Consider the following 22,796-nt stretch of genomic DNA (forward strand, 5'->3'; position numbering starts at 1 on the left):
GGTCACCCGCCGTCGGCGACGACACGGTCCGGCCGAATCCGGAGGATCACGCGCTCGCCCTCGTCATCGTCGTGGTACGGATACGTCTCGACACCCATGTACCGCTTCGCGAGGCTGTCGATGTGTTCGACCGCCCCCTCGGTCGTCACCTCGACGACCGTCCCCCGCACAGAGAGGTAGCGGTACGGGTTCTCCGGGTCGACCATCGAAACCCCCACCGACGACTCTCGCTCGACGTTGCGCTCTTTCTGTCGCCCACGTGCGGTGTTCACCAGGAGGTGGCCCTCCTCGTCTACGCCGACCCAGACCGGCGTCACCTGCGGCGTCCCGTCGGGCATGACTGTCGCGAAGTGCGCGAGCGCATCGCTCTCGAACAGGTCGTGAAACGCCGCAGGGATCGCTTCCATACCGGCGACTCGAAGCCGCGACGTATAGTAGTACACCCTCTAGCCGTTGGCAATGTTCGGGTGAATATATATGCTACATATGTCCCTATTATAAGCAAGATTGTAGGTATCCACATATAGGGAAACTTTACCAACAGCCATTGCACTGGAGGTGATATGAGCACGAGTACCGTCGACGACCCGAGCGCGACCGAAGAACTCCTCTCAGAGACCGAGTACCGCGACCGACTCCGCGAACTGCCGCCGAGTGCGAAACTCGTCGCGAAAGTCCTCGAGTCGGACGCCCCGCTCTCACAGGGCCAGCTCGCCGAGGAGTCGCTGCTGCCCGACCGCACCGTCCGCTACGCACTCAACCGCCTCGAGGACGTCGACCTCGTCGGCTCCCGCTACAGCTTCCGCGACGCCAGAAAACAAGTCTACTACCTGCTTCGCTGACGCGGCGAGCGTCGGGCTTTTCTCCGTCGACGGTCTCAGCAGAGACGTGTCCACACTCGAAGACGACCTCGCACGCGCCCGCGAACTCGATGTCGAAGAACTCGCCGACGCCATCGACTCGATCGGCTTCGAGTGTACCCGCTGTGGCGCGTGCTGTACGCGCGAGGACGGCGACCCCCACACCGCGACGGTCTTCCCCGACGAAGTACGGACGATCACCGGAGCGACCGGCCACGAGTGGCGCGACGTCGCCCGCCCGATGCCGTACGGACTCGCCGAGCGGGCGGACGGCACGCTCGAGGGAGAGACCTTCGAGTGGGCGCTCGAGACCGACGCCTGTGGCGACTGTACGTTTTACGAGGAACACGACGGCGTCGGCGCGTGTACCGTCCACGACACCCGGCCGCTGATCTGTCAGACCTACCCGTTCAGCGTCGCACTCGAGGGAACCAGCCAGCCACTCGGCGACGCCGTCGACGAACGCGGCATCGTCCGCGCACACGAGTGTGAGGGACTCGGCCGAGACATCTCCCGCGAGGACGCCCGCGAACTGGCCCGGACGCTGAAAGAACGCGCCGTTCGCGAACTCGAGGAGGCGATTGCACTCGGCGAGCGCTACGAGCCGACACCCCGCCCCGGCGAGGTCGTCGTCCACGACTCGGAAGGGGCGAAAGACGGAGACGGGCGGCCGCTCGAGCAGTGATCGAGCGCGCCGGTCCCACGCGAGCGGCCGACGGCGCTCGGAACCCGCTCAAAAGGTCTCTTCGATGATCTCGCCGACGGCGAAGTTCGACTTCACTTCCGACACCTCGACTTTGACGCGTTCGCCGACCTCCGCGCCGGGGACGATGATGACGTACCCGCGCTCGACGCGGGCGATACCGTCGCCCTGCTTGCCGATGTCTTCGATCTCGACGTAGCGCGTCTCGCCGACCTCGACCGGTGGCTGGGGCTCCGAAGACGGCGGACTCGAGCGCGCACTCGAGGAACTCGAGTGTGTACTACTCGTCGAGGTAGTCGTCGAAGCGGTTCCATCAGTCGAACGGCCACGAGAGATGAGTGCGACGCGATAGACCTCCTCGAGATCGATATCGCCGGTTTCGACCTCTTGTTTCGGGAGTTCGATGACGTATCGGTCGTCCTCGACCGTGATGTCCGTACTGAACAGACACAGGAGTTTATCAGATATTTCCACAGTTAGACCCTCTGTTCTCTGTCTGGCGGCCCATTCGTAATAGAACTACCGACCGAGGCGAAGAAATCTGCCCCTGCGGACGCTCTCTCAGTCCGCTCGTGGCGATTCGCCCGCGCTCGCGACACGGCTGAGGTCGACGCTGGCCGACTCACCGCGCAGGTCGATGTCGACTGCCGCCTCGACGTCGGCGAGCGAGTCGTACGGCCGGTTGACGACGATGTCGCCCGCGCGACGGCGGCCGATTCCCGGCACCGTCTCGAGTTCTGCGAGCGACGCCGCGTTCAGATCGAGCGGGTACGGAACGCCGGTCACCGACCGGTAGCCGTGGTCGACGACGGCGACGTCGATGGCTCGTCCGAGGTCGCGCTCGCCGGGCACCGCGACCAGCAGCGGGTAGGTGCCGAGCTGGCGACCGAAGGTCATCCCGTCGCTGTGGTACTCGAGGAAGACGTTCTCGAGGACGGTTCCCGGCGGGGTGACGCGCTCGAGCATCGGGCGGTCGATCTCCTCACGAATCCGGCGTTTGTAGCGTTTGAACAGCGGCTTGTGCTCGTGAGCGATCGACGCGCCGGTCTCTGACATCTCGGTGCCGGCGAAGGCCATCACCTGCCGGATGTTGATCCGCCGGAGCATGTAACCCGCCTCGTAGACGCGCTCGAGGAAGCGCCGGTTGTGCTCGTAGGTCTCCTCGCGCTCGCCCTGGAGACCGTGTAACAGGTTGATGCCCGGGAGCAGTTTCGGCAGCCGTCGGGGCTCGCCGTCGGGTCGCCAGCCCGCCTCCTCGTTGACGATTCTGACCGCCTCGAAACACTCCTCGGCGCTCACGTTGAGGTTGTTCTGCTCCTGGACCAGCGGGTCGGCCGACTCGAGACCGAACGCCGCGGTGTCGCCGGGGGTGTTGTGCTCGGCGATGATCCGGATGCCCTCCCGAGACGCCTCGGGCCAGCGGACGACCGTGATCGGGTTCATATTGTCGAGGTGGAGCGTCTCGAGGTCGGGCGCGACCGCGCGAATGCCGCCGTAGAGCTCGCGGAGCGCGTCGGGGTTCGGCGCCTCGCCGTCGCCGCCGTAGGCGAGGATGTCCGCCTGGCGGCCGATGCGGAAGTGTTTCACACCGTGAGCCGAGAGCGCGTCGACCTCGTCGACGACTGACGCCGGCGGCCTGAACGACGGGTTGCCGTAGAGCGGTTCCGTACAGAACGAACAGCGGTAGGCACAGCCTCGGGAGGTCTCGAGTTCGCAGATGAGGTGGTCGGGGTGGTTCGGGTGCTGTTCGACGACGAACGCCCCCGCCCGCGCCCAGCGGCTCACCTCCGAGACGTCGCGCATCCGGTTCGAGAAGCCCTCGAGTCCGCTCTCGACGAGGTCGTAGGCGGCGGCCTCGACGTCTCCCTTCGCGACGAAGTCGAAGTCGAGATCGCGACGGGCCGTCTCGGTCGCCCCCTCGTTGGTCTCGCCGACGCCGAACTTGATCGGCCCGCCCATCAGCGTGGTGCCGCTGGCCGTCCAGGCCAGCTTTCGCACCTCGTCCGGTTCGGCGGGCGTCCCGCCGACGTACTTGCCGGGGACGGTCATCCCGCCGAGGTAGAGCAACAGGTCGGTCTCGTCGACGTCGCGCCAGCGGGCAGGGTCGTCGCGCAGCGCGTCGATGGTGTGGTAGGTGATGTTCGACGGCGAGACGCCGGCGTCGACGAGCGCACCGGCGGTGTAGCGCGGGTACGTCGAGACGTACGGCGGGACCCCGAAGTGTGCGGGTTCGTCGACGTAGCCGTCGACGAGCGTCACGGTGAGCGTCGCGGGGTCGGTCATGGCTCGGGCGTAGCCGCTCGAGCGATAAAACGGTGACTACCCGCCGTGAGCCGACGCACGCGGCCGACGGAGCGATCCGCCGCAACCCGTGCGTTGATACCGCCGGCACGGGTAGACGAGTGTATGCCCGCGACGCTCGAGGTCACCTGTACGAACGAGGAGTGTACGCTCGACATGTTCGAACTTCACTACACCTACGAGATGCCCGACGAGACGACCGTCGAGGACTTCTCGTGTCCCTACTGCGGCGAGACGGATCCGCTCGAGGAACTCGTCCTCTGAACGACTCGAACGGTTCGCGTCAGACATTTATTTAGTTCGCATCAAAAACAATAAGAAGGTAGCCGTCGTAGAGGGGAGAAGGCAATGGTTCGATCCACGGTTTCCCGCGTTTTTCGAAAGTATTTCCGCGGTTTCGGTTACGTTTGCGTCTACCGGTGCGAATCCGCTGCCACCCTGAGTGAGATCCAATGAGCTTCAAAGACGTCCGCGAGTCGATCGGGAGCACGCTCTACCGCCAGGTCGGGCGTGCGAACAGCCACGTACAGGAGTACCGTTCCGTCCCCGTCGACGTCCTCGAGAGTGACGACGGCTACCTCGTCGTCTTCGACGCGCCGGGCGTCACGACCGAGGACATCCAGGTGCGCTACCTCGACGGCAACGTGAAGGTACAGATCGACCGGTTCCGCCCGTTCTACGAGGGGTTCGAGATGACCTTCCCCGGCCGCGGCATGGCCCTCGGCGGTGACGTCGACCTGCCGGCGGACGCGCTCGTCGACCCCGACGCCGCGACCGCACGCCTGACCGACGTCGGAACGCTCAACATCGAGATTCCGAAGGGCGAACCGGTCGACGACGAGGAGCGAGTGGAGCCGGTCGACGAGGAGAGCGAGTCCGAAGACGCGGAAGTCACCGTCGACGACTAGTCGATCACGAGTCCTTCGACGATTTCGAACGACTCGTCGCCGCGGAACCTGGCCGGATCGAAGCCGTCGAGCCCATCGCTCGAGCGGTCTCCGAGACCGCCGTCGGCGAGTATCTGCGTCGCGACCCGCTCACCGAACGCCGGTGCGCGCATGAACCCGTGGCCGTGAAAGCCGGTCGCGACGTAGATGCCCTCTTCGAGTTCGCCGACCAGCGGGTCGCCGTCCGGTGTCGCCGTACAGAGACCCGCCCACGCCCGGTCGTCGGCGGCGGGGGCAGCGTCGACGGCCGGCAGACGGTGAGCGACGCGCGAGCGAATCTCGCGGGCGAACCCCTCGTCGGCGTCGCGGTCGTACGCCTCCGGATCCGCCTCGACCGTTTCGGTGCCGTTGCCCGCGAGCACGCCCTCGGGATGCGGTCTGAGGTACAGCTCGTCGGTCGCGTCGTACCACATCGGCTCGTCGACGCCCGCGCCCTCGAGCGCGAGCACGGCCGCCTGCACGCGGTAGGGCTTCATCGCGAGCGCGAGTCCGGCGTCCTCGAGCAGACGGGTGGTGTGTGCACCCGCGGTGACGAGAACCGCGTCGAACGTCCGCTCGCGCCCGCCGTCGACGATGCGCGGCGGATCGCTTCGCACCTCGACCGGCGTCTGTGTCTCGAGTGTTGCCCCGGCGCCGGTGGCCGCCGCCGCGAGACAGGCCGTGTACGCCGCGGGGTCGGTGTAGCCCGCCGCACCCGCGACGCCGGCGACCGCGACGTCGTCGGTTCGAAGCGAGGGAAATCGGTCTCCGAGCGCCTCGGCGTCCATCTCGAGGGCGATCACGCCGGCGGCCTGCATGCGTGGGAGGTGGTCGGAGATTGCGCCGGCGCTCCGGTCGTCGCCCTCGCGCGCGAACCAGACGTAGGGACACTCGACGAACGGGAACGTCTCGTCGCCGGCGAGCCTGCGCAGGCGTTCGATCGCTTCACCGGCGATGTCGGCGTCGCGCTCGTCCGCGAAGGCGTCGTAGCACACCCCCGCCGCCCGCCCGCTCGCACCGCTCGCGACGCCACCGCGGTCGTAGAGCGTGACCGTCGCTCCCCGCCGTGCGAGGTCGTAGGCCGCCGTCGTGCCGACTGCGCCAGCGCCGACGACGGCCACCTCGAGCGATCCCGTCGTGTCGATACGCACCTCGTCGGCCAGCAACGGGTCAGACATCGCCGAGACCTCCGCACGCTCGAGGGCGCTTCCTTCGATACTCGTCTCCGGGACGGGCGAGTCGGTCACCGACCGCACGGCTGTCTCTCATGGGAGTCTCTGCGTACGGCGATTACTTAAAGCGTCAGCCGTCCGTCCGACGCGGTCGGCTCAGAGGAACGAGGCGAGTCCACAGGCGGGATAGCCGACGACCGTCGTCGCCCCGGCGGCTTTGAGCGCCGCGACGTCCGCACGAATCTCGTCGTCGGTACCGACGAGGGCGTACTCGCGCGCCGCCTCGAGTAACACCTCGCGCGTGCGGCCGCTCGCCGTGGCGTCGACCGGCGCGTCGGCGGTGAGCGTCTCGGCGACGGGCCGGCGGCGAGCGACGTACGCGCCGACCGCGTCGAGGACGGTGTCGGGGTCACTCGAGCGGACCGTCGGTGCGTAGATGGCGACGTCGGCGTCGAAGCCGGCGCTCCGGAGGGCGCGCAGGTCGCGCCGAGTCGTCCGCGTGAGTAACTCGTACTGGGTCGCGCCGGTGGCGAGGGCGACGCGCTCGATGCCCTCGGTGCCCACCCAGCCGTTCGGGTCGTACTCGAGGGCCGCGGCGAGTCTGGGTGCGACCGCGCGCCGGCGTTCATCGGTGCGCAGGTACGACGGGTGGCCAGCGACGAAGACGCACTCGACCGACGCGGGCAGCGCCTCGAGTGTGGAGTTGTCGCCGAGTGGGTCGAAGCCGTCGGCGCGTACCGGGACCGTCAGGCGGACGGTGTGTGCACGCGCCAGCGTCTCGAGCGTCGACGCGTCGGGGACGTGTTCGGGTCCCTCGTAGTCGACCGCCAGCGTCGCGACCGGAGCGTCCGCCGCGCGCGTGAGGACACACTCGGTGGGCTTCAGCGCCAGCGCGTCGAGACCGACGACGGCCGACGCGCCGTCGGTGGGTGGTGACTCTAGCATCGTCTCGAGGGACGGGCGAGCGCGGCCGTCGGTTCCCGACGAGGCGCACCCCGTGTGTTATCACTCCGCTTGCGGTCGGTGTGGAAAAAGCTGGCGCTTCCGCCGCGTGGTCGGCGGGAGTGGGTCTCGTGGGCGACGTCAGAGCGCGGTCAGCCGCACCGACCAGAAGTCGGCGAACGCGTCCTCGAGTGCGGATTTCGGTGCGCCGGTCGCGTCGACGGTCGCGACGGCGTCCGGCGCGAGGTCCGCGGCGAGTTGGTCGACGAGGTCGGTCCCGCCGACGAGGTAGAGCCGCTCTGCTGCGCGTTCCTCGAGTGCCTCCCGACACCGCTCGAGGTGGGCGTCGATCTGTTCCTCGCGGCGGCGCTCGAAGCGCGCCTGGGAGAAGCCACCCTTCGAGTGGCTGCCTTTGACCTCGCTCTCGAAGCCGCGGTAGGCGACGCGCTCGTCACCCTCGTAGATGCCGAGCGCGAAGAGATCCGCGCGAACGAGCGCCAGCGTGTACCGGCCGCTCGGACGGACCCAGGAGCGCTCGAGCGCGAACCGGTCGCTCCAGGTCGGCTCCGGCGTCGGAACGAGCGGACCCGAGAGGGCGACGGCGAGCACGCCCGCATCGTCGAGACAGACCAGACAGGGGGCGGCTTCCGCGAGTCGGCGGCGCAGACGGCCGTCGCCGAGCGTCTCGGTGACGGCGTCGGGAACGTCGCCGTCGGCGCCGATCCCCGCGGTCAGCGCGCCTTCCGGACCCGTCTCGAACGACGACAGGCGGTCGAACACCTCGTCGACCCGCCTACCCCGGAGCCGCTCGACTCGAGCCGGCGGTGACGCCTCGCGCTCGCCGTCGCTCGCGCGAGCGCGTTCGAGTTCGCCCTCGAGTTGAGCGAGGCGGTCCTCGAGTCGGTTGCGTTGCTCTTCGACGCGCTGGCGGTCGGTGACGGCGTCTGCGCGCCGGTCGGATTCAGCCTCGTAGCGCCGTCTCAGCCGCTCGTTCTCGGTCTCGAGTTCGTCGATTCGCTCCCGGAGGGGAGCGCGACCGAGTAGCCGGTCGAACACGGACATTCGGCTGAACACGCGCGAGCCGACCACTTCTAGGTTCCGACGGGTCGCGCATACCGTCGGCTGTACGTCGGTACCGGAGACCGCGCCCCATCGTGCGGCCCACCGAAATGTCGGTACAGCCGACAGTATCAGGTGCCGGCCGACCAGTCGGTGTCGGTCGCCGCCGCCAACCCGCCCGCGAGACCGAGTAGCTGTCGGGCGCGCTCTCTGCGCGCGAGAAACACCTCCTCGAGTGAGGGTGGGTTGCTGATCGACGTCCCCTCGAGGAGTCCCCTGGGGACGGCGAGCGTGTTCGTCGGAACCGCGTCGTCGCCGTGGACGGCGAAGTGGGCGGACTCGAGTTTCATCACGAGCGGGGCGTCGAGCGGTTCGACGCCCTCGCCGGTGGTGTACAGTTCCTCGTTGACGCGTTCGTGCTGTTCGCTGTGCATCACCGCGTGATCGCCGTCGGTCGGCGTCACGTAGAGGCGCCCGAGATAGTAGCTTCGCGAGAACACCTCGAACATGTTACCATCACCCAGGGTTCGAGCTAACATAAGGGTTGCCCGGACCGCTTAAGGGGAGCGCTTTCAAGCCACTCACAGGCGGCTGCTCGCACGAACGCACACCACTCGACGCCCGGCCGGGCAGCTGCCGACGCCGAGAAACCGTTCGAACCGTCCTCGAACACCCAACGGGCGTCCGGTTCGACGGGGACAGTATCGATTGAGACGATGTACACACCGCTCGCAGCCATCGCCCGGAGACCGACCTGAGAGGACGGTTTCTGCGGAACGATCGCGAGCGGGTGTGCACTGACTTTCAGTGACACCATAATTTCGACGGCGTTTCTCGGGGATGAACCCAAAGAACCGACGTGAACGTCTCGGGATGGTGAGTGAACGGTTCGAACGAAGATCCGGCTTTTTAAGATATTTGGACGAGAGAAACAGGTAATGACAGCAACCCGCCTCACGATCGCTGTCGTGTTCCTCGTCGGTGCGCTCACACTCGCACCGGTGGCGAGCGCGATACACGCCGGTGGGTTCGTCGAGACGCTGGGGGCGTCGGGGGAAACCGAAGAACACACCGAGGCGAACGCCACGGCCATGGGGACGGAGGTTTCGGCGTTCATGCAAGCGAGCGCGACCGACACCGACGAGTCGGTCGACGCCCGCATGTTCACCGCCGCATACGACCGCGGAGACAACGCGACCCGCCAGCGACTCATCGACGAACGAACGACACACCTCGAGTCGAGACTCGCCGCGCTCGAAGCCGAGTACGACGACGTGACCGAACGACGAGCCGAGTTGAACGACGCGGCCTACACCGCCCGGCTGACGAGCCTCGCGATCAGAATCGACGCACTCGAGCGCGCAGTCGACGACGCCGAACCGCGAGCGGCGGCCGTCGGCGCTGACACCGAGGCGCTGGCGACACTTCGGTCGAACGCGTCGTCACTCTCGGGACCGGAAGTCGCCGCGATTGCGACCCGACTCGGGGGTGTCGACCGGCCGGGAGGGCCGCCGGGGCACGGGACCAACGCGACGGCAGAGCGCGGCCCGCCGAACGCCACCGGACTCGCGCTCGGTCAGCAGGGGAGCGACCAGCGCGGCCCGCCGGCAGGTGTTGGCGGCGGTCCAGACGGGGAGCACACTCCCGGTTCTGGAACCGCGAACGCGTCCAACGCGAGCGGGCCACCGGGACTCGCGGGAGCGGGAGAGGGTCCACCGGGACTCGCGGGAGCGGGAGACGACAACGAGACAGCGAACGCCAGCCACGACGGTCCACCGGGACACGACGGGGACCACGGAGCGGGACCACCGGAACGTGGTGCTGTCGGTCAGGGACCGGTGAACGTCGTGAACGCCAGTGACGACGGCCTGTGAGCCAGGTGCGCTGGCCCCTCGAGTGGAGAGTGGCCGCCACACCTGCTCCCTCGAGAGAAGACACCCTTTTCAACGCCCATCACTAACCACGGGTGATGGACTCTGCCGCGTTGTTGGATCTGCTCGGAAACGAAAACCGGAGACGGATCCTCCGACTGCTGGCACGGAAACCCTGTTACGTCACCGAAATCTCGGAGTACCTCAGCGTGAGTCCGAAAGCCGTCATCGAGCACTTGCGCAAACTCGAGGAGGCCGGACTCATCGAGAGCCGAACCGACGAGCAGCGACGCAAGTACTTCCACATCGCCAGGAACGTCCGCCTCGAGGTGAACGTCTCGCCCTACGGCTTCGCGAGCAAGAGCGCCTACCCCTCGAACAGCAGTTTCGACATCACGACCTGTCGTCACCTCACCCTCGACGTGAGCTACGACGAGAGCGACGAACTCGACGAACTCCTCTCGACGCTCGACAACCTAGAGCAACTCGAGAACGAACTCTCGCTCGCCCAGCGGTGGGTACAGGGGCGACTCTGTAACGTCCTCGATCAGATCTCGGAGAGCGTCGGGACGGGTCCCGACAGCCGCGTCTACGCCGACGTCCTCGCGAGCGTCCGTGCCGATCCGAAGGGGGTCGACGCGCTCAGCCACGACGTCGGCATCCCCCGCGAGATCACCGGCGACATTTTAGAGGAACTCGCAGACCGCGGCATCGTCCGACGGACGGCCCACGGGTGGGAACTCGCCACTAGTGAGTCAACTCGCGAGACCTGACCGCTCGAGCAGTCTACTCGAGCCACGGCCGACCGCTCGGTGGGCGCCGGTGGCGACCGCCGGTGAAATACGCGTACTGGCCGTCGACGCCGCCCCGGCCGTGGTCAGATCTCTCGGGAGAGACCGTCTCTGAGGTCGCGCCCGAAGTAGTAGCCGATGACGGCGGCGAGGAGACCGACGCTGACACCGACGGCGATCAGTCCCATGCCACGCCCGGCGAGGATCGGGACCATGTAGTCGGCGACCGCCGAGAGACCGCCCAGGCTGCTGCCAGCGACCACCACCTCGCTGTAGCGACGCTTCGAGGTGAGCAGACCGAACGCGAACGCGACGGCGAACATGCCGACGGCCGTGCCGCCGATCGGGAGGAACAGATTCCCGACGAACAGCCCGAAGCCGAGCAAGAGAACGACTGCGACGAACGCCTTCACCGAGAAGTGCCTCGTCGGCGAGAGACGCGAACGAAGCGAGCGGTCGCTCGAGCCGAACGAGGGGAGCCACGACCGTCTCGAGCGAGTTTCCGTCGCCTCGTCGGTCGCTTCGGGGTCGGCGGCCGCGTCCGCCGCGCTCGAGTCCGACGGTGTGGTGCCACCGAGAAGCTGGTCCGTCTGCTCGAGGAGGTCGGCCGTCGATTGCGGCTCCTCCTCGCGCTCGATCGACACCTCGTCTGAGCGGTCGCTCATACTCGAGTCCGAGGCGCTCCGGGGTGATGGACCTTTCCCTGTCAACGCGCCGTCAGTCGAGCGCGGCACGGGACCGACCCACCCGCCGCAGAAACGGCCACAGCGTTTTACACGCCCGGCGTCGCAGGCGGGACATGGCCTGGCTCGCGGCGCTGACGTTCGCGGTGGTCGCCCTCGCTGGCGCGTGGCTCGCGTGGACGCTGACGGCGAACCTCACCGCCCAGCCGGAGTACCCGACGATCATGACCGACACGATGCGCGTCCTCGGCGGGACCATCGCCGTCGGCGGTGCGGCGCTGGGCGTGGTCTTTCTCGTCTACGCCGTTCGCGCCTACTTCGGCGTGTGAGGACGCGACGAACGGTCCCGCCGGTGAGCGCCCGAAGAGGTGCTTTCAAGTCCGACGGCCGAGAACTCCGTGACGAGATGAATCCAGGAGACCGCGTCCGCGTCGAACGCGCGGGCGACACCTACGAGGGCGTGTTGCTCCCCTCGAGCACCGACGACCACCTCGTCGTCAAACTCGAGGGCGGCTACAACGTCGGCGTCGACCGCGCCGAGGCGAGCGTCGACGTACTCGAGGCGGACGTCTACGACGTCGAGCGCGCACAGGACGGCGACGGCTCGAGTTCCGAGATCGAGTTCGACGAGGAGCTACCGACGATTTCGCTGATCTCGACCGGCGGCACCATCGCCTCGACGGTCGACTACCGCACCGGTGCGGTGACCGCCCAGTTCGACGCCGAAGACGTCCTCCGGGCGGTTCCCGACCTCGCCGGGCGGGCGAACTACCGGGGACGGGTCGTGACGAACATCCTCTCCGAGAACATGACGCCCGAGACCTGGCAAGAGCTCGCAGCAGCCGTCGCCGAAGAGATCGAGGCGGGTGCCGACGGCGTCGTCGTCATGCACGGCACCGACACGATGCAGTACAGCGCGAGCGCGCTCGCGTTCGCCCTCGAGACGCCCGTGCCGGTCGTCTTCACCGGCAGCCAGCGCTCGGCGGACCGCCCCTCCTCGGACAACGTCATGAACGCCGTCTGCGCCGTCGAGACCGCGAAGGGCGACTGCGCGGAGGTGCTCGTCTGCATGCACGCGAGCGACGACGACGACACCTGTGCGCTCCACCGCGGGACGCGCGTCAGGAAGAACCACACCTCCCGGCGCGACGCCTTCGAGACCGTCGGCGCGAGTCCGCTCGGCGAGATCGACTACGAGAGCCTCGAGGCGACCTTCCGGGGCGACTACCAGCGCCGCGGCGAGACCGACCTCTCGATCTCGTCGGCGCTCGAGACCGACGTCGACCTCCTGAAGTTCACCCCCGGGATGGACCCCGCCTTCCTCGACGTCGCCGACGGGAAGGCCGGACTCGTCCTCGAGGGGACCGGTCTCGGCCACGTCAGCACCGACCTGATCCCGAAGATCACCCAACTCGTCGAAGACGGCACGACGGTCGTCATGACCAGCCAGTGTCTCGAGGGGCGGGTCTGTGATCGGGTCTACGACACCGGCCGCGACCTGCTCGAGGCGGGTGTCGTCGAAGCCGAGGACACCCTGCCGGGAACGGCGATGGTGAAGCTGATGTGGGCGCTCGCGAACGCCGAGGACGTCGAGGAGGCGATGGGGACCTCCATCGCGGGCGAGATCACCCGCCGCTCTGCACCCTGGACGTAGATGGAGATCAGACGGGCGACGCCGGAGGATTACGCGGCCGTCCGCGAGATGACCGCGGACCTCTGGGACGACCGCGGCGGCGACTACCTCCCCGAGGTCTACCACGAGTGGCTCGAGTCGCCCGAAGAGACCGGACGGCGGACGTTTCTCGCCGAACTCGACGGGCAGGCCGTGGGTATCGTCCAGGCGCTCGTCCTCTCGCCCGAAGAAGCCTGGTTTCAGAGCATGCGCGTCCACCCCGACGCGCGCCGGCAGGGGGTGAGCGCACGGCTCAACGAGACCTGCTTCGCGTGGGCCCGCGAGCGAGGTGCGCGGGTCGGCCGCGTGATGATCTTCTCGTGGAATCCCGCGTCGATGGCCGCCGCGCGGGCGAACGGCTTCGACCCGGTGACCGTCTGCCGGTTCGCCCAGCCGACACCCGACGCGGACGCGAGCGGGCCAGCGGGCTACACCGTCTCGAGCGACGCCGACGCCGCCTGGGAGTGCTGGCTCGAGAGCGACGCCCGGGGAGCGCTCGCGGGTCTGGCGCTCGCTCCGGAGTCGCCGTGGTCGCTGCGGGAACTCACGCGCACAGACCTCACCAAAGCGGGCGTGCTCACCGTCGAGCGTGACGGCGAGACGCGAGCGATGGCCTGGCGAGTACGGGAGACCGAGCGCGAGGACGACGGCGAGTCGACGACGACGGTCGAGTACGGCGCGGCGGCGTGGACGGACGAAGAGAGCGCGCGGGCGCTGTTCGCGGCCATCGCACGCGACGCCGCCGACCGGGGTGGCGACGAGATTCGGGTCCTGCTCCCCGAGACCGCCACGGCGCTCGTCGACGCCGCCTACGGCGGCTGTGAGCTGGCCGAAGAGGCGATGGTCGTCCTCGAGAATCCACTCGACGCCTAGCCGCCGCTGACCGGCGGGAACAACGCGAGTTCGTCGTCCGCCTCGAGTTCGGTCCCGAGACCGTCCTCGCTCGCGACGTCCGCGCCGTTTCTGAGCACGTTGATCTCGGGGCGGAGCGTCCCGTCGTCGTCACGGACGCGTGTCTCGAGGTCGGGGTTAGCTGCGAGCAGCGCGTCGAGGGCGTCCCCGACGGTCTCGCCGGGTGCGGTGTCGACGGTGACCTCGCGCTCGCCGGCGAGTTCGGCGAGGTCGGCGAACAGCTTCCACTGCTGGGTCATGCCCGCGGATTGTGACTCCCGGCGCAAGTAGCTACCGCTCGGCCCACCGTCGACAGCTACCCACTCGCCGTCGCGAGACGACGAATCGCGGCCGGCCGGCCCACGAGGAAGACGCGGTCGCCGTGCTCGAGTACCGTCGACTCCTCCGGCAGTGGCCGGGCACGCCCGTCACGCTCGAGTCCGAGGACGACGACGGGGAGCGATCCAACGGCGCTCCCCTCGAGTCCGGTCGCGAGGTCGTCACCGTCCGCGCCGACGGTCACCGCGAGCACCGTCTCGCTCGCAGACCGGAGCACCGAGACGAACTCGCGGCCGGCGTCGGGTGCGACCGGGAGGGTCACGAGTCGGACTGGTTCTCGGGCGGAGAGGCGCGCGGCGAGCGACGGAGAGACGGCGAGCGTCGCGACGTTGCCCGCCGTCGCCCGCACCTCGGCCGTTCCGAGGCGGCGGGCGGCGTCGTCGGCCGGGGCGTCCGGGGAGGGTGTCGCGAGCGACCCGTCACTCGCGTCGGGGTCGTCCACCGCCGCTCCCGGTCTCGGCGCGTGCCACACCTCGACGGCGTCGCCCGGGCTGGCGTCGGGAGCGGGATCCGCTTCGACGGCGAGCGCGACGGTTCCGGGGGCGAGCGTCGGGCCGAGACCCGTTCGGCGGCTCCCGACGGCCAGACGGGAGACGGTGGCGTCGTCGGCGAACGACACCTCGACGACGCCGACGGCGTAGTCACGCTCGAGCCGGGAGACGAGGCGCTCTTCGAGTTCCGCTCGAGAGTCACTCCGTGGGAGGCGGAGGGTCGACCCCGCCAGCGCCGCCTTGCGAGCGTCGTCGACCGGGTCGTAACCGGGGACATCCTCGACCGTCTCTGGGAGCGTGAGAGCGGTGACGCGACCGCCGGAGCGGACGAACTGGGTGACTTCGTCGACCGTCTGTGGCGTCGCGGCGGCGACAGCGTCTCGAGCGAGGTAGTCGCCGAAGCGCCGGCCTGCGTCGGCGGCGATGGCGCTCGCGACGAAGACGGTGACGGTGTAGAGGGCTGTCAGCGGGTCGAACAGAGCGGTCTCGCCGATGATCGCGTCGCCGAGGGCGGTCTTCGTGTTGAGCCAGACGGCGACGGCGGAGAGACCCGTCAAGACGGCGACGCCGTCGGAGAGGGCGTCGGTACTGTACCAGCGGTAGACGAACGCGGAGACGGTACCGACACCGCCTGCCAACAGCGCGAAGCCGAGCACGCGAACCGCGGCGTCGACGAGGAGGTCGCTCATCGCGACGCCTCCGCGACGAACCGGTCGACGGCGCGTTCGGGACCGGCGACGAACACCTCGTCACCCGCCTCGAGCGCGCGTTCGATACCCGGCGCGAACACCCACGTCTGCGGCCGGTCGGAGCCGGTCTCGCCGCGGCCCGGACGAAGCCACCGCCACGGGCGGCGGTCGCTCGTCGGCTCGCGGGGCGACCCCGCTGTGCGCAGGACCGCGAGGACGCGAACCGCACCGTCGGCCGGAACCGGGGTGTGGGTGTCGACCACCACGCGCTCGACGACCGTCTCCGTCCGCGAGAGCAGCGAGCGCGCCTCGAGTGCGGGACTCGTTCCACGGGAGCGGACGAGGAGTCGGTCGGAGTCGCTCTCGAGCAGCGCGGAGACGTCCCGTCGGGCGACGGCGACGGTTACTCGCCCCCTTCCACCCGCGCTTTCGGTCGCCGGTGTGGCGGCGGGTGGCGCGTTCTCGGCTGTCTCCTGACCGTCGGCCGCTCGAGACGGCACGTGAGTGGCGTCGACGCTGAGGACCGTCCCGTCGACCGAGCGCGTCGGCGTCTCGAGGACGACCGTGTCGTCGCGGGCGAGTCCCGTCGGGACGAGCGTCTCGAGCGTGACGGCGCGAGAACCCTCCGGTACCCGCTTCGAGAGACCGCTCGAGGGTGGTGCGGCGGTGATCGTCGCCCGGCCGCGGTCGTCGAGACTGACGGCGACGTCGGCGAGGTCGTGGTCGGTTCGCAGCCGTGTTTCGAGGCGGTGCTCGAGTTCCGAGAGCGGGAGGTCGGCGGGGAGTCGCCACGAGCCAGCCGCGAGCGCCTCTCGGAGTGACGGCGAGAGCGGCGGGAAGCCCTCCATGTCGCGAATCGGCCCGGCGGGACGGACGGTTACCTGGCCGACGCTGCCGACGAACTCGACGGCGTCGGCAGAGAGCGTGCGTTTTCGAACGGCGGTGAGCGAGACACGCTTTGGCAGTTCGCTACCGAGTTTGTCGCCCTGGCTGTGGGCGTAGAGGGCGAGCATGATGACGACGAGAACGGCGACGAGCAGTCGGGGCGAGCGGACGATTTCGGGCTCTGCGAGGACGAGCAAGCCGCCGTTGACGCTGGCGATGGCGAGCGCGAGGACGACGACACCGAATCCCGGGAGGGTGACGCCCGTGAAGTAGCGAGCGAGGAACCCGAGCGCACCGGCGACGAACGCCGGAACGATCCCGGTGAGCAATCCGAGGTAGATCCCGAGCAGGACCTCGATCGGAAGCGATGACATACGGGGTCGTCTCGGCCGCCGGGCAAACCAGTACCGGTCGAAGAACCCGGGTGAGCGGCAGGTCGACGGACGGTCGGCCGGAGGCGCGCATCTCGAGTCGAAGGGATTTAGCGTTCGACGGACCCAGCGAGTGTATGGTCGGCGAGTGGGTGACAGCACGGCTGCCGGAGAACTGGCGCTGGGTGGTGACGACGCGTGCAGCGGTCGTCTTCGCCCTCGCCGTCGCCGTGCTCTCGGTGGCAACCGGGATCTACAACATCGAGCAGACAGATGCCGAGTTCGGTCCGGTCGCTCCGCACGTCCCAGAGGCCGTCCAGCAGGCGGTTGGCTTCACCGGCGTTCTGACGGGCTTTCTGATGGTCGCGAGCGCGCTCGCGCTCCGTCGTGGCCTCCGTGCGGGCTGGTGGGCGACGTTCGTCCTCCTGCCGATCACCGCCATCCAGGGGATCTTACAGGGGACTCCGTACTCGCTGCCGCTGGTCGTCCTCTCGGTGCTGTCGATCCCAACGCTGTTGCTCACCCGAACACGATTTCAGGAACCGCTCTCGCTGACGACGACGCAACTGGCCGCAGGCGGTGCGCTCGTCGGCGTCCAGACCTACGGCACCGTCGGTGCCTACGCCCTCAGAAACGAGTTCGACGGCGTCGACACCGTCCTCGAGGCCTTCTACTTCACGCTCATCACCTCGAGTACGGTCGGCTACGGCGACATCGGTCCCGAGAGCGAACAGGCGATGCTCTTTACGATGTCCGTCGTCGTCCTCGGTGTCGCCAGTTTCGGTATCGCCATCGGGGCGCTCGTCGGCCCGGCGATCCAGTCACGGATTACGAAGACACTCGGAAAGATGACCGACTCACAACTCGCAGCCCTCGAGAACCACGTCCTCGTCCTCGGTTACGGGGACCTGACCGAACCGATCGTCGACGAACTCGCCGCGACCGACGCGGCGTTCGCCGTCGTCACCAGAGACCGCGACGCCGCTGAGATACTCACCGACCGCGGCGTCCCCGTCGTGACCGCGAACCCGAGCGACGACGGCCCGCTCGAGCGGGCGAACATCTCCAGGGCGCGGGCGGTCGTCACCGCGACGAACGACGACGCCCTCGACGCGCTCTCGGTGCTGACCGCCCGGGAACTCGCACCCGACGTCCGGATCGTCGCCTCCGCGACCGACCGGGAGAACACGGCGAAACTCGAGCGCGCGGGTGCCGACGCCGTCGTCAGCCCCGCCGTCCTCGGCGGCCACTTGCTCGTGCGCTCGGCGCTCGGAAACGACGAGTCGGCGCTGATCGAGCGCATCCTCGGGCGGGAGTGACGTGAATCCCGAGCGCAAGCCTCGCCTTCAGAGACGGGAGGATGTCAGCGTCCCCGGCAGCTACTCGGGTGCCCCCTCGAGAATCGCGACGCCGCTCGAGGTCCCGATGCGTGCGGCCCCGGCGTCGATCATCGCCAGCGCCTCCTCGTAGCTGCCGATCCCGCCGCTGGCTTTCACCGGGAGGTACTCGCTCATGACGGCGACGTCCTCGACGGTCGCCCCGCCGGAAGCGAAGCCGGTCGAGGTCTTGACCATCGCGGCGTCGGCGGCGACGGCGGCCTCGCAGGCGCGGCGGATCTCCGTCTCCTCGAGCAGCGCCGTCTCGAGGATGACTTTGACCGGAATCGGGACGGCAGCGACGAGTTCCTCGAGTTCGCGCGCGAAGCGGTCGTCCGCGCCGGCTTCGAGCAGGCCGACGTTACAGACGACGTCGAGTTCGTCGGCACCCGCCTTCCACGCGATGACACCCTCGCGGCGTTTGACGTCGTGGTCGTGCTGGCCGTGTGGGAAGCCGACGACCGTCGCGAGTGTCACCTCGGGGAACTCGTCTGCGGCTTCCTCGACGTAACACGGGGGGATGCAGGCGTTCGTGCCGTACTCGTTCGCCTCCTCGAGGAGACGGCTCACGTCGGCGGGCGTCGTCTCGGGTCCGAGGACGGTGTGGTCGATCAGGGGTGCGAGGTCGCGTCGGTCCATGCAGAGGGGACAGGGTGTGTCGTCAAAAAAGCGCCTGGTCGTCTGCAACGACCTCACCGTCTGCGTGGGCGTCCGACGCGTGACTGACGAACCCTGTACAACCGGAAAGTGTTAGTCGGTGGTATGAGCCTAGTGGGAGTATGGTAGTGCCAGAAGGGTTTCTCCTTCCACCGTGGTACATGCTCGTTCCGCTGGTGGTGGTGTTGGCAGCGGTCGTCGCGCTCCTGTGGGCGCTCGAGCCACCGGTGACCGACGAAACGGTGATCTCGTTCGCACCGTGGATGATGCTCGGCTCGACGCTGCACGTCCTCTACAAAATCGACGCGTTTCCGCCGGTGGTCGAACCGCTGTTCGGGGCACCGACGGTGTACCTGACGACGGCGGCCGTCGCCGGCTTCGTCTGGATTCTCGGCTCGTTCCTCTACGCGGCCGGACTACAGCGCTCGATCGATCGGTTCGTCGGCATCGGCGGCACCGGCTTCTTCGTCGTCTTCGCGATGTTTACCCTGTTTCTCGGCTGGGAAGCCGGGACGTTCAGTCCCTTCTGGCCGGTGATCTCCGTCGTCATCGCGGGTATCGTCGCTGCCGTCGCGTGGATCGCGCTGAGCCTGTGGTTCACCGACGTCGCGGCGGTTACGGGTGTCACCGGTGCGTTCGTCGTCTTCTCACACACCCTCGACGGCGTCTCGACGGCGATCGGCTACGACCGACTCGGCGCGAGCGAAGAGGTCCCGCTCTCGCGGTACATTCTCGAGGCGGGCGAACAGCTCCCGACCGCCGACCTCATCGGTGCCGGCTGGGTGTTCGTGCTGGTGAAGGTGGTACTCGCCCTCCTGATCGTCTCGCTGTTCAAAGAGTACGTCCGCGAGCGCCCGCGACAGGCGCGACTGATTCTCGGTCTCGTCGCGGCCGTCGGTCTCGGACCCGGCGTCCACAACGTGCTGTTGTTCGTCGTGACGTGATACGACGCGAGTGAGAATCACGATTTCTGTCGTGACGAGGATGTCAACGAGACACCAGTGTTTTGAGAATGGGTGTCGTTCGTTCGGTCGAGAACAGAGAGCAATGGTCACCGTACTCACCGCCGGGCACGTCAACTGGGACGTGACGTTCCGTCTCGATCGGCTCCCCGAACCGGATGGCGAAGCGACGATTCACGACCAGCACGGATCCGGAGGCGGGAGCGCAGCGAACGTCGCCTGCGCGCTCGCCGCCCTCGGTCTCGAGGCCGACCTCGTCGGCAGCGTCGGCACCGACCCGCTCGGCGAACTCGCGAGACGCGAACTCGAGGACGCCGGCGTCCGTCTCGACGGCCTGCTCGAGGTCGAGGACCTCGAGACGACCGTGAAGTACCTCCTCGTCGACGACCACGGCGAGGTATCGGTACTCGGGAACGAAGGCGCAAACGAGGCGTTCGGTCCCGACGACATCGCCGACGAGCGGGTTCGGGCGGCCGACCACGTCCACCTGACGAGCCAGCGTCCGGAGACGGCCGCCGCCATCGCGAGGGTTGCCACCGACGCGGGAGTTTCGGTGAGCGTCGACCTCGGTCGCCGGGTTGGCGACCGAAACTATCGAGACACGCTCGCGCTGGCGGACGTGATCTTCGCGAGCCAACACGAGGCTGACGCGCTGTTCGACGGCGAACTCGTACACGCCGTGGCCGACGACCGAGACGTGGCCCTCGTCGTCACCTGCGGCGCTGCCGGGGCGGAAGTGTACACACGAGACGGACGGAGCGACTACCCGGGGTTCGCCGTCGATGCCGTCGACACCGCCGGTGCGGGTGACGCCTTCGCCGCGGGCTTTATCGCGAAGAGCCTGGAGGAACGCGCCGGCGAGGGGCGACTCCGAGACGTACTCACAGACCGGACGACGCGTCGCCACGTCCTCGAGTTCGCCAACGCCTGTGGCGCGCTGGCCGCCATCTCCGAGGGTGCGCGGAGCGCGCCGACACGCGGAGGCGTTCGCACGTTCCTCGAGTCGGCGCGTATCTCGAACTGACCGGATCGGGCGGAACCGACCGACTCGAGCGTCGACGGTTCTCAGCGAGTGGTGTCTGACGGTAGATATATGCTCCGAGACGTTGGCCACTCGAACACGCGTCACGCCGACGTGTGAGAGAGCATGAGCAGACAATCCACAGGCGGCTGTGCGTTCGGGAACGGGGGACAGCGCCACCGAGTACGATACGGTCGAGAGCAGGGAGAACCACCGAGCGTCGCCGTCGCGACGGCACTGGCGGACTACCACGGTGAGGACGTCCGCGCGACGAGCACCCACCTCTACGACTACGTCGATCCCGAGGCGCTCGACGCACTCTTCGCAGACCGCTACGACGGGACGACGCGCGCGGACGGACAGATCCGATTCCAGGTCCACGGTGTGACGGTCGTGGTGCGGGCCGAGAGCGTCGTCGTCTACGCCACGGAGTGATCGGTCCACAGGTGACAGAGCGTACCCTTTTTCTCGCCGCCCACAGAACGCGGGGGTATGGCAACACAACCGCACCTGCTGGTCGACGACGGCGACGTCCACGACGTCGCACTCGTTCCGGGTGACCCCGGCCGCGTCGAGCGAATCGCGAGCCACTGTGAAGACGTCGAGACCGTCGCGGAGAACCGCGAGTACGCCGTCGTGAACGCGACCTACGAGGGCCAGCCGCTGACGATCTGTTCGACCGGTATCGGCTGTCCCTCGGCGGCCATCGCCGTCGAAGAACTCGCCAACGTCGGCGTCGAGACGTTCGTCCGCGTCGGCACCACCGGTGCCCTCCAGCGCGGCATCGAGATCGGAGACATGGTCGTCGCCACCGGGGCGGCGAAGAACGAGGGGACGACCAAGCGCTACGAAGCCGTCGAGTATCCAGCGGTACCCGACTACCACGTCCTCTCGGCGCTGGTCGACGCTGCGGAGGCGAGTGAGGGCAGCCTGGCCGCACCGACCGCCGACGGCTCGAGTGGCGGCCAGGTACACGTCGGTCCCATCGCCTCCGACGACGCCTTCTACGCCGAGACCGACGCCTACGTCGCCGACTGGGAGACCGCCGGTCTCCTCGCCGTCGAGATGGAAGCCGCCGTCGTCTTCTCACTCGCTCGCCGGAAGGGCCTGCGCGCCGGGGCGATCTGTACGGTCGACGGCAACCTCGTCGAAGGAACCCAGAAGGGAACCGACACCGACACCGAAGAACTCCCCGAGAAGGCGAAGAACAACGTCTCGAGAGCGATCGACATCGCGCTCGAGGCGACCACCCGGCTACCGTAATACCGGCCGCGCTCAGCCGACGAGCGCCGCCGCAGCCTCGGTCGCGCGCCCGGTGACCCGATCGGTCCGCCGCGAGGCCTCCTCGAGCGAGGCGTTGAGGTCGCCGAAGAGTGCGTCGAAGGCGACCGCACCGCTCTCGTCTCGCCACTCCTCGAGTGCGACCTGCGTCGCCCCGCAGGCACGACAGCAGGGGCGGGCAGCCGCTGTGGCCGCCCCGGCCGTCTCGATGGGGGCGAAACAGCCGTGACAGCGACCGAGCGCGGTGACGGTCGCTTCCACGCCGGCGACGACCGCTTTGAGTGCGTCCTGTAAGTCACGCGCCTCGTCGACGAACCGCTCGAGCGCCGCCACCGACGACTCGAGTGGCCCGTCGGCCGCCGCCGCGAGTCCGTCGAGGCGGCCATCCAGCGCCGCGAGGGTAACGCGGAGTCCGCGACGAGCCGTGAGGTACCGCTCGCCGAGAATTGGGGCGTCACCGTCGAGGAGCTGCGTCGGTGCCGTCGTCGCGAGTTCGGCGAACGCGACGACGTCGCGGATCAGCGCGCTCTGGGCGTCGACGGTCGAGCGCAACGTTTGAAACGCCTCGCGGCCGGCCGTCGCCACCGGTGGGGCGGACGCGAGAGTATCTCGACCGCGAAGCACGGCGTGACACGACACACAGACCGTGACGGCCGACTCGAGTGACGACGGGCCACCCGCTCGAGCGCCGTCGTCCGGACTGTCGAGGTGGTAGGCTACCAGAGAGTCACGCTCGAGGCGGTCGGCGTCGACACAACACTGGCAGGTGAACTCGTCTCGCTCGAACACCGCGTCCGGGTCGACTCGTCGGTCGGCTGGGGCTCCACTCACGCGCGAGCAGACGGCTCACGCC

General features: G+C 68.4%; 27 protein-coding genes. 14 read left to right on the forward strand and 13 right to left on the reverse strand.

All coding sequences use genetic code 11. The features are described 5' to 3' along the window. Positions 1-2 precede the first annotated feature (2 nt). Positions 3-407 carry a PPOX class F420-dependent oxidoreductase gene (locus N0B15_RS01425; protein WP_263017513.1) on the reverse strand — a complete coding sequence of 135 codons (405 nt, stop codon included), beginning with the start codon at positions 405-407 and terminating at the stop codon, positions 3-5. Between the two features lie 156 nt (positions 408-563). Between N0B15_RS01425 and N0B15_RS01430 the strand changes: the two genes are divergently transcribed. Together N0B15_RS01430 and N0B15_RS01435 are read left to right on the forward strand one after the other, a co-directional pair. Then, positions 564-842, forward strand: coding sequence for a MarR family transcriptional regulator (locus N0B15_RS01430; RefSeq protein WP_263017514.1), 279 nt, complete (start codon positions 564-566; stop codon positions 840-842). 46 nt (positions 843-888) lie between these two features. Then, positions 889-1,545: a YkgJ family cysteine cluster protein gene (locus N0B15_RS01435; protein WP_263017515.1), complete on the forward strand. Its 657-nt coding sequence runs from the start codon at positions 889-891 to the stop codon at positions 1,543-1,545. A gap of 48 nt (positions 1,546-1,593) precedes the next feature. On the opposite strand, the gene N0B15_RS01440 is transcribed toward N0B15_RS01435, so the two are convergent. Together N0B15_RS01440 and N0B15_RS01445 are read right to left on the reverse strand one after the other, a co-directional pair. Further along, entirely contained in the window at positions 1,594-2,037 is a 444-nt protein-coding gene (locus N0B15_RS01440; protein WP_263017516.1) for a TRAM domain-containing protein, read from the reverse strand. 87 nt (positions 2,038-2,124) lie between these two features. Next, positions 2,125-3,846, reverse strand: coding sequence for a radical SAM protein (locus tag N0B15_RS01445; protein WP_263017517.1), 1,722 nt, complete (start codon positions 3,844-3,846; stop codon positions 2,125-2,127). A 123-nt stretch (positions 3,847-3,969) separates the two neighbouring features. Between N0B15_RS01445 and N0B15_RS01450 the strand changes: the two genes are divergently transcribed. Together N0B15_RS01450 and N0B15_RS01455 are read left to right on the forward strand one after the other, a co-directional pair. Further along, entirely contained in the window at positions 3,970-4,128 is a 159-nt protein-coding gene (locus tag N0B15_RS01450; RefSeq protein WP_263017519.1) for a DUF7559 family protein, read from the forward strand. Between the two features lie 188 nt (positions 4,129-4,316). Beyond that, positions 4,317-4,772, forward strand: a complete 456-nt coding sequence (locus N0B15_RS01455; protein WP_263017520.1) for an Hsp20/alpha crystallin family protein — start codon at positions 4,317-4,319, stop codon at positions 4,770-4,772. On the opposite strand, the gene N0B15_RS01460 is transcribed toward N0B15_RS01455, so the two are convergent. The 4 genes from N0B15_RS01460 to N0B15_RS01475 form a co-directional block, all read right to left on the reverse strand. Further along, complete coding sequence (locus tag N0B15_RS01460; RefSeq protein ID WP_263017559.1) at positions 4,769-5,968, reverse strand: NAD(P)/FAD-dependent oxidoreductase; 1,200 nt, start codon at positions 5,966-5,968, stop codon at positions 4,769-4,771. The genes N0B15_RS01455 and N0B15_RS01460 overlap by 4 nt on opposite strands. 150 nt (positions 5,969-6,118) lie before the next feature. Continuing rightward, positions 6,119-6,907, reverse strand: coding sequence for a DUF7388 family protein (locus N0B15_RS01465; protein ID WP_263017521.1), 789 nt, complete (start codon positions 6,905-6,907; stop codon positions 6,119-6,121). 138 nt (positions 6,908-7,045) lie between these two features. Then, on the reverse strand, positions 7,046-7,960 hold the full coding sequence (locus N0B15_RS01470; RefSeq protein ID WP_263017560.1) for a Vms1/Ankzf1 family peptidyl-tRNA hydrolase: 915 nt from the start codon (positions 7,958-7,960) through the stop codon (positions 7,046-7,048). A 134-nt stretch (positions 7,961-8,094) separates the two neighbouring features. Beyond that, positions 8,095-8,472 carry a DUF5802 family protein gene (locus N0B15_RS01475; protein WP_263017523.1) on the reverse strand — a complete coding sequence of 126 codons (378 nt, stop codon included), beginning with the start codon at positions 8,470-8,472 and terminating at the stop codon, positions 8,095-8,097. A gap of 429 nt (positions 8,473-8,901) precedes the next feature. Between N0B15_RS01475 and N0B15_RS01480 the strand changes: the two genes are divergently transcribed. Both N0B15_RS01480 and N0B15_RS01485 read left to right on the forward strand, forming a co-directional pair. Further along, entirely contained in the window at positions 8,902-9,837 is a 936-nt protein-coding gene (locus tag N0B15_RS01480; protein ID WP_263017524.1) for a hypothetical protein, read from the forward strand. Positions 9,838-9,932: 95 nt separating this feature from the next. Continuing rightward, complete coding sequence (locus tag N0B15_RS01485) at positions 9,933-10,607, forward strand: metalloregulator ArsR/SmtB family transcription factor (protein WP_263017525.1); 675 nt, start codon at positions 9,933-9,935, stop codon at positions 10,605-10,607. A gap of 104 nt (positions 10,608-10,711) precedes the next feature. Here the strand turns inward: N0B15_RS01485 and N0B15_RS01490 are convergent, their stop codons facing one another. Further along, positions 10,712-11,290, reverse strand: a complete 579-nt coding sequence (locus N0B15_RS01490; protein WP_263017526.1) for a UbiA prenyltransferase family protein — start codon at positions 11,288-11,290, stop codon at positions 10,712-10,714. A gap of 134 nt (positions 11,291-11,424) precedes the next feature. On the opposite strand from N0B15_RS01490, the gene N0B15_RS01495 reads away from it, so the two are divergent. The 3 genes from N0B15_RS01495 to N0B15_RS01505 all read left to right on the forward strand — a co-directional run bounded on the left by N0B15_RS01495 (position 11,425) and on the right by N0B15_RS01505 (position 13,853). Then, positions 11,425-11,637, forward strand: a complete 213-nt coding sequence (locus N0B15_RS01495; RefSeq protein ID WP_263017527.1) for a hypothetical protein — start codon at positions 11,425-11,427, stop codon at positions 11,635-11,637. Between the two features lie 77 nt (positions 11,638-11,714). Next, positions 11,715-12,962, forward strand: a complete 1,248-nt coding sequence (gene gatD / locus N0B15_RS01500) for a Glu-tRNA(Gln) amidotransferase subunit GatD (RefSeq protein ID WP_263017529.1) — start codon at positions 11,715-11,717, stop codon at positions 12,960-12,962. Then, on the forward strand, positions 12,963-13,853 hold the full coding sequence (locus N0B15_RS01505; protein ID WP_263017530.1) for a GNAT family N-acetyltransferase: 891 nt from the start codon (positions 12,963-12,965) through the stop codon (positions 13,851-13,853). On the opposite strand, the gene N0B15_RS01510 is transcribed toward N0B15_RS01505, so the two are convergent. The 3 genes from N0B15_RS01510 to N0B15_RS01520 are packed head-to-tail and all read right to left on the reverse strand — an operon-like array spanning position 13,850 to position 16,649. After that, positions 13,850-14,131, reverse strand: a complete 282-nt coding sequence (locus tag N0B15_RS01510; RefSeq protein WP_263017531.1) for a ubiquitin-like small modifier protein 1 — start codon at positions 14,129-14,131, stop codon at positions 13,850-13,852. The genes N0B15_RS01505 and N0B15_RS01510 overlap by 4 nt on opposite strands. A 56-nt stretch (positions 14,132-14,187) precedes the next feature. Further along, entirely contained in the window at positions 14,188-15,390 is a 1,203-nt protein-coding gene (locus N0B15_RS01515; protein ID WP_263017533.1) for a TrkA C-terminal domain-containing protein, read from the reverse strand. Then, positions 15,387-16,649 carry a DUF8167 domain-containing protein gene (locus N0B15_RS01520; RefSeq protein ID WP_263017534.1) on the reverse strand — a complete coding sequence of 421 codons (1,263 nt, stop codon included), beginning with the start codon at positions 16,647-16,649 and terminating at the stop codon, positions 15,387-15,389. Before N0B15_RS01520 ends, N0B15_RS01515 begins: the two co-directional genes overlap by 4 nt. Positions 16,650-16,783: 134 nt before the next feature. On the opposite strand from N0B15_RS01520, the gene N0B15_RS01525 reads away from it, so the two are divergent. After that, positions 16,784-17,965 carry an NAD-binding protein gene (locus N0B15_RS01525; RefSeq protein WP_263017536.1) on the forward strand — a complete coding sequence of 394 codons (1,182 nt, stop codon included), beginning with the start codon at positions 16,784-16,786 and terminating at the stop codon, positions 17,963-17,965. A gap of 60 nt (positions 17,966-18,025) precedes the next feature. Here the strand turns inward: N0B15_RS01525 and deoC are convergent, their stop codons facing one another. Continuing rightward, positions 18,026-18,661 (reverse strand): deoxyribose-phosphate aldolase, encoded by a 636-nt coding sequence (deoC, locus tag N0B15_RS01530; protein WP_263017538.1) that lies wholly within the window; start codon positions 18,659-18,661, stop codon positions 18,026-18,028. A gap of 140 nt (positions 18,662-18,801) precedes the next feature. Here deoC and N0B15_RS01535 point away from each other — a divergent pair, with 140 nt between their 5' ends. From N0B15_RS01535 to N0B15_RS01550, 4 genes are all read left to right on the forward strand, one after another. Then, positions 18,802-19,623 (forward strand): DUF63 family protein, encoded by an 822-nt coding sequence (locus tag N0B15_RS01535; protein WP_263017539.1) that lies wholly within the window; start codon positions 18,802-18,804, stop codon positions 19,621-19,623. 103 nt (positions 19,624-19,726) lie between these two features. Next, positions 19,727-20,665: an ATP-dependent ribose-1-phosphate kinase gene (locus N0B15_RS01540; protein WP_263017541.1), complete on the forward strand. Its 939-nt coding sequence runs from the start codon at positions 19,727-19,729 to the stop codon at positions 20,663-20,665. A 123-nt stretch (positions 20,666-20,788) separates the two neighbouring features. Next, positions 20,789-21,097, forward strand: coding sequence for a HalOD1 output domain-containing protein (locus N0B15_RS01545; protein ID WP_263017542.1), 309 nt, complete (start codon positions 20,789-20,791; stop codon positions 21,095-21,097). A gap of 57 nt (positions 21,098-21,154) precedes the next feature. Further along, on the forward strand, positions 21,155-21,925 hold the full coding sequence (locus N0B15_RS01550; RefSeq protein WP_263017543.1) for a nucleoside phosphorylase: 771 nt from the start codon (positions 21,155-21,157) through the stop codon (positions 21,923-21,925). A gap of 12 nt (positions 21,926-21,937) precedes the next feature. Here the strand turns inward: N0B15_RS01550 and N0B15_RS01555 are convergent, their stop codons facing one another. Further along, positions 21,938-22,774, reverse strand: coding sequence for an HNH endonuclease (locus N0B15_RS01555; protein WP_263017544.1), 837 nt, complete (start codon positions 22,772-22,774; stop codon positions 21,938-21,940). Positions 22,775-22,796: the final 22 nt, after the last annotated feature.

Origin of the sequence: Natronobiforma cellulositropha, from assembly GCF_025629245.1 — an archaeon.
In the GTDB taxonomy this organism is placed as follows: domain Archaea; phylum Halobacteriota; class Halobacteria; order Halobacteriales; family Natrialbaceae; genus Natronobiforma; species Natronobiforma cellulositropha.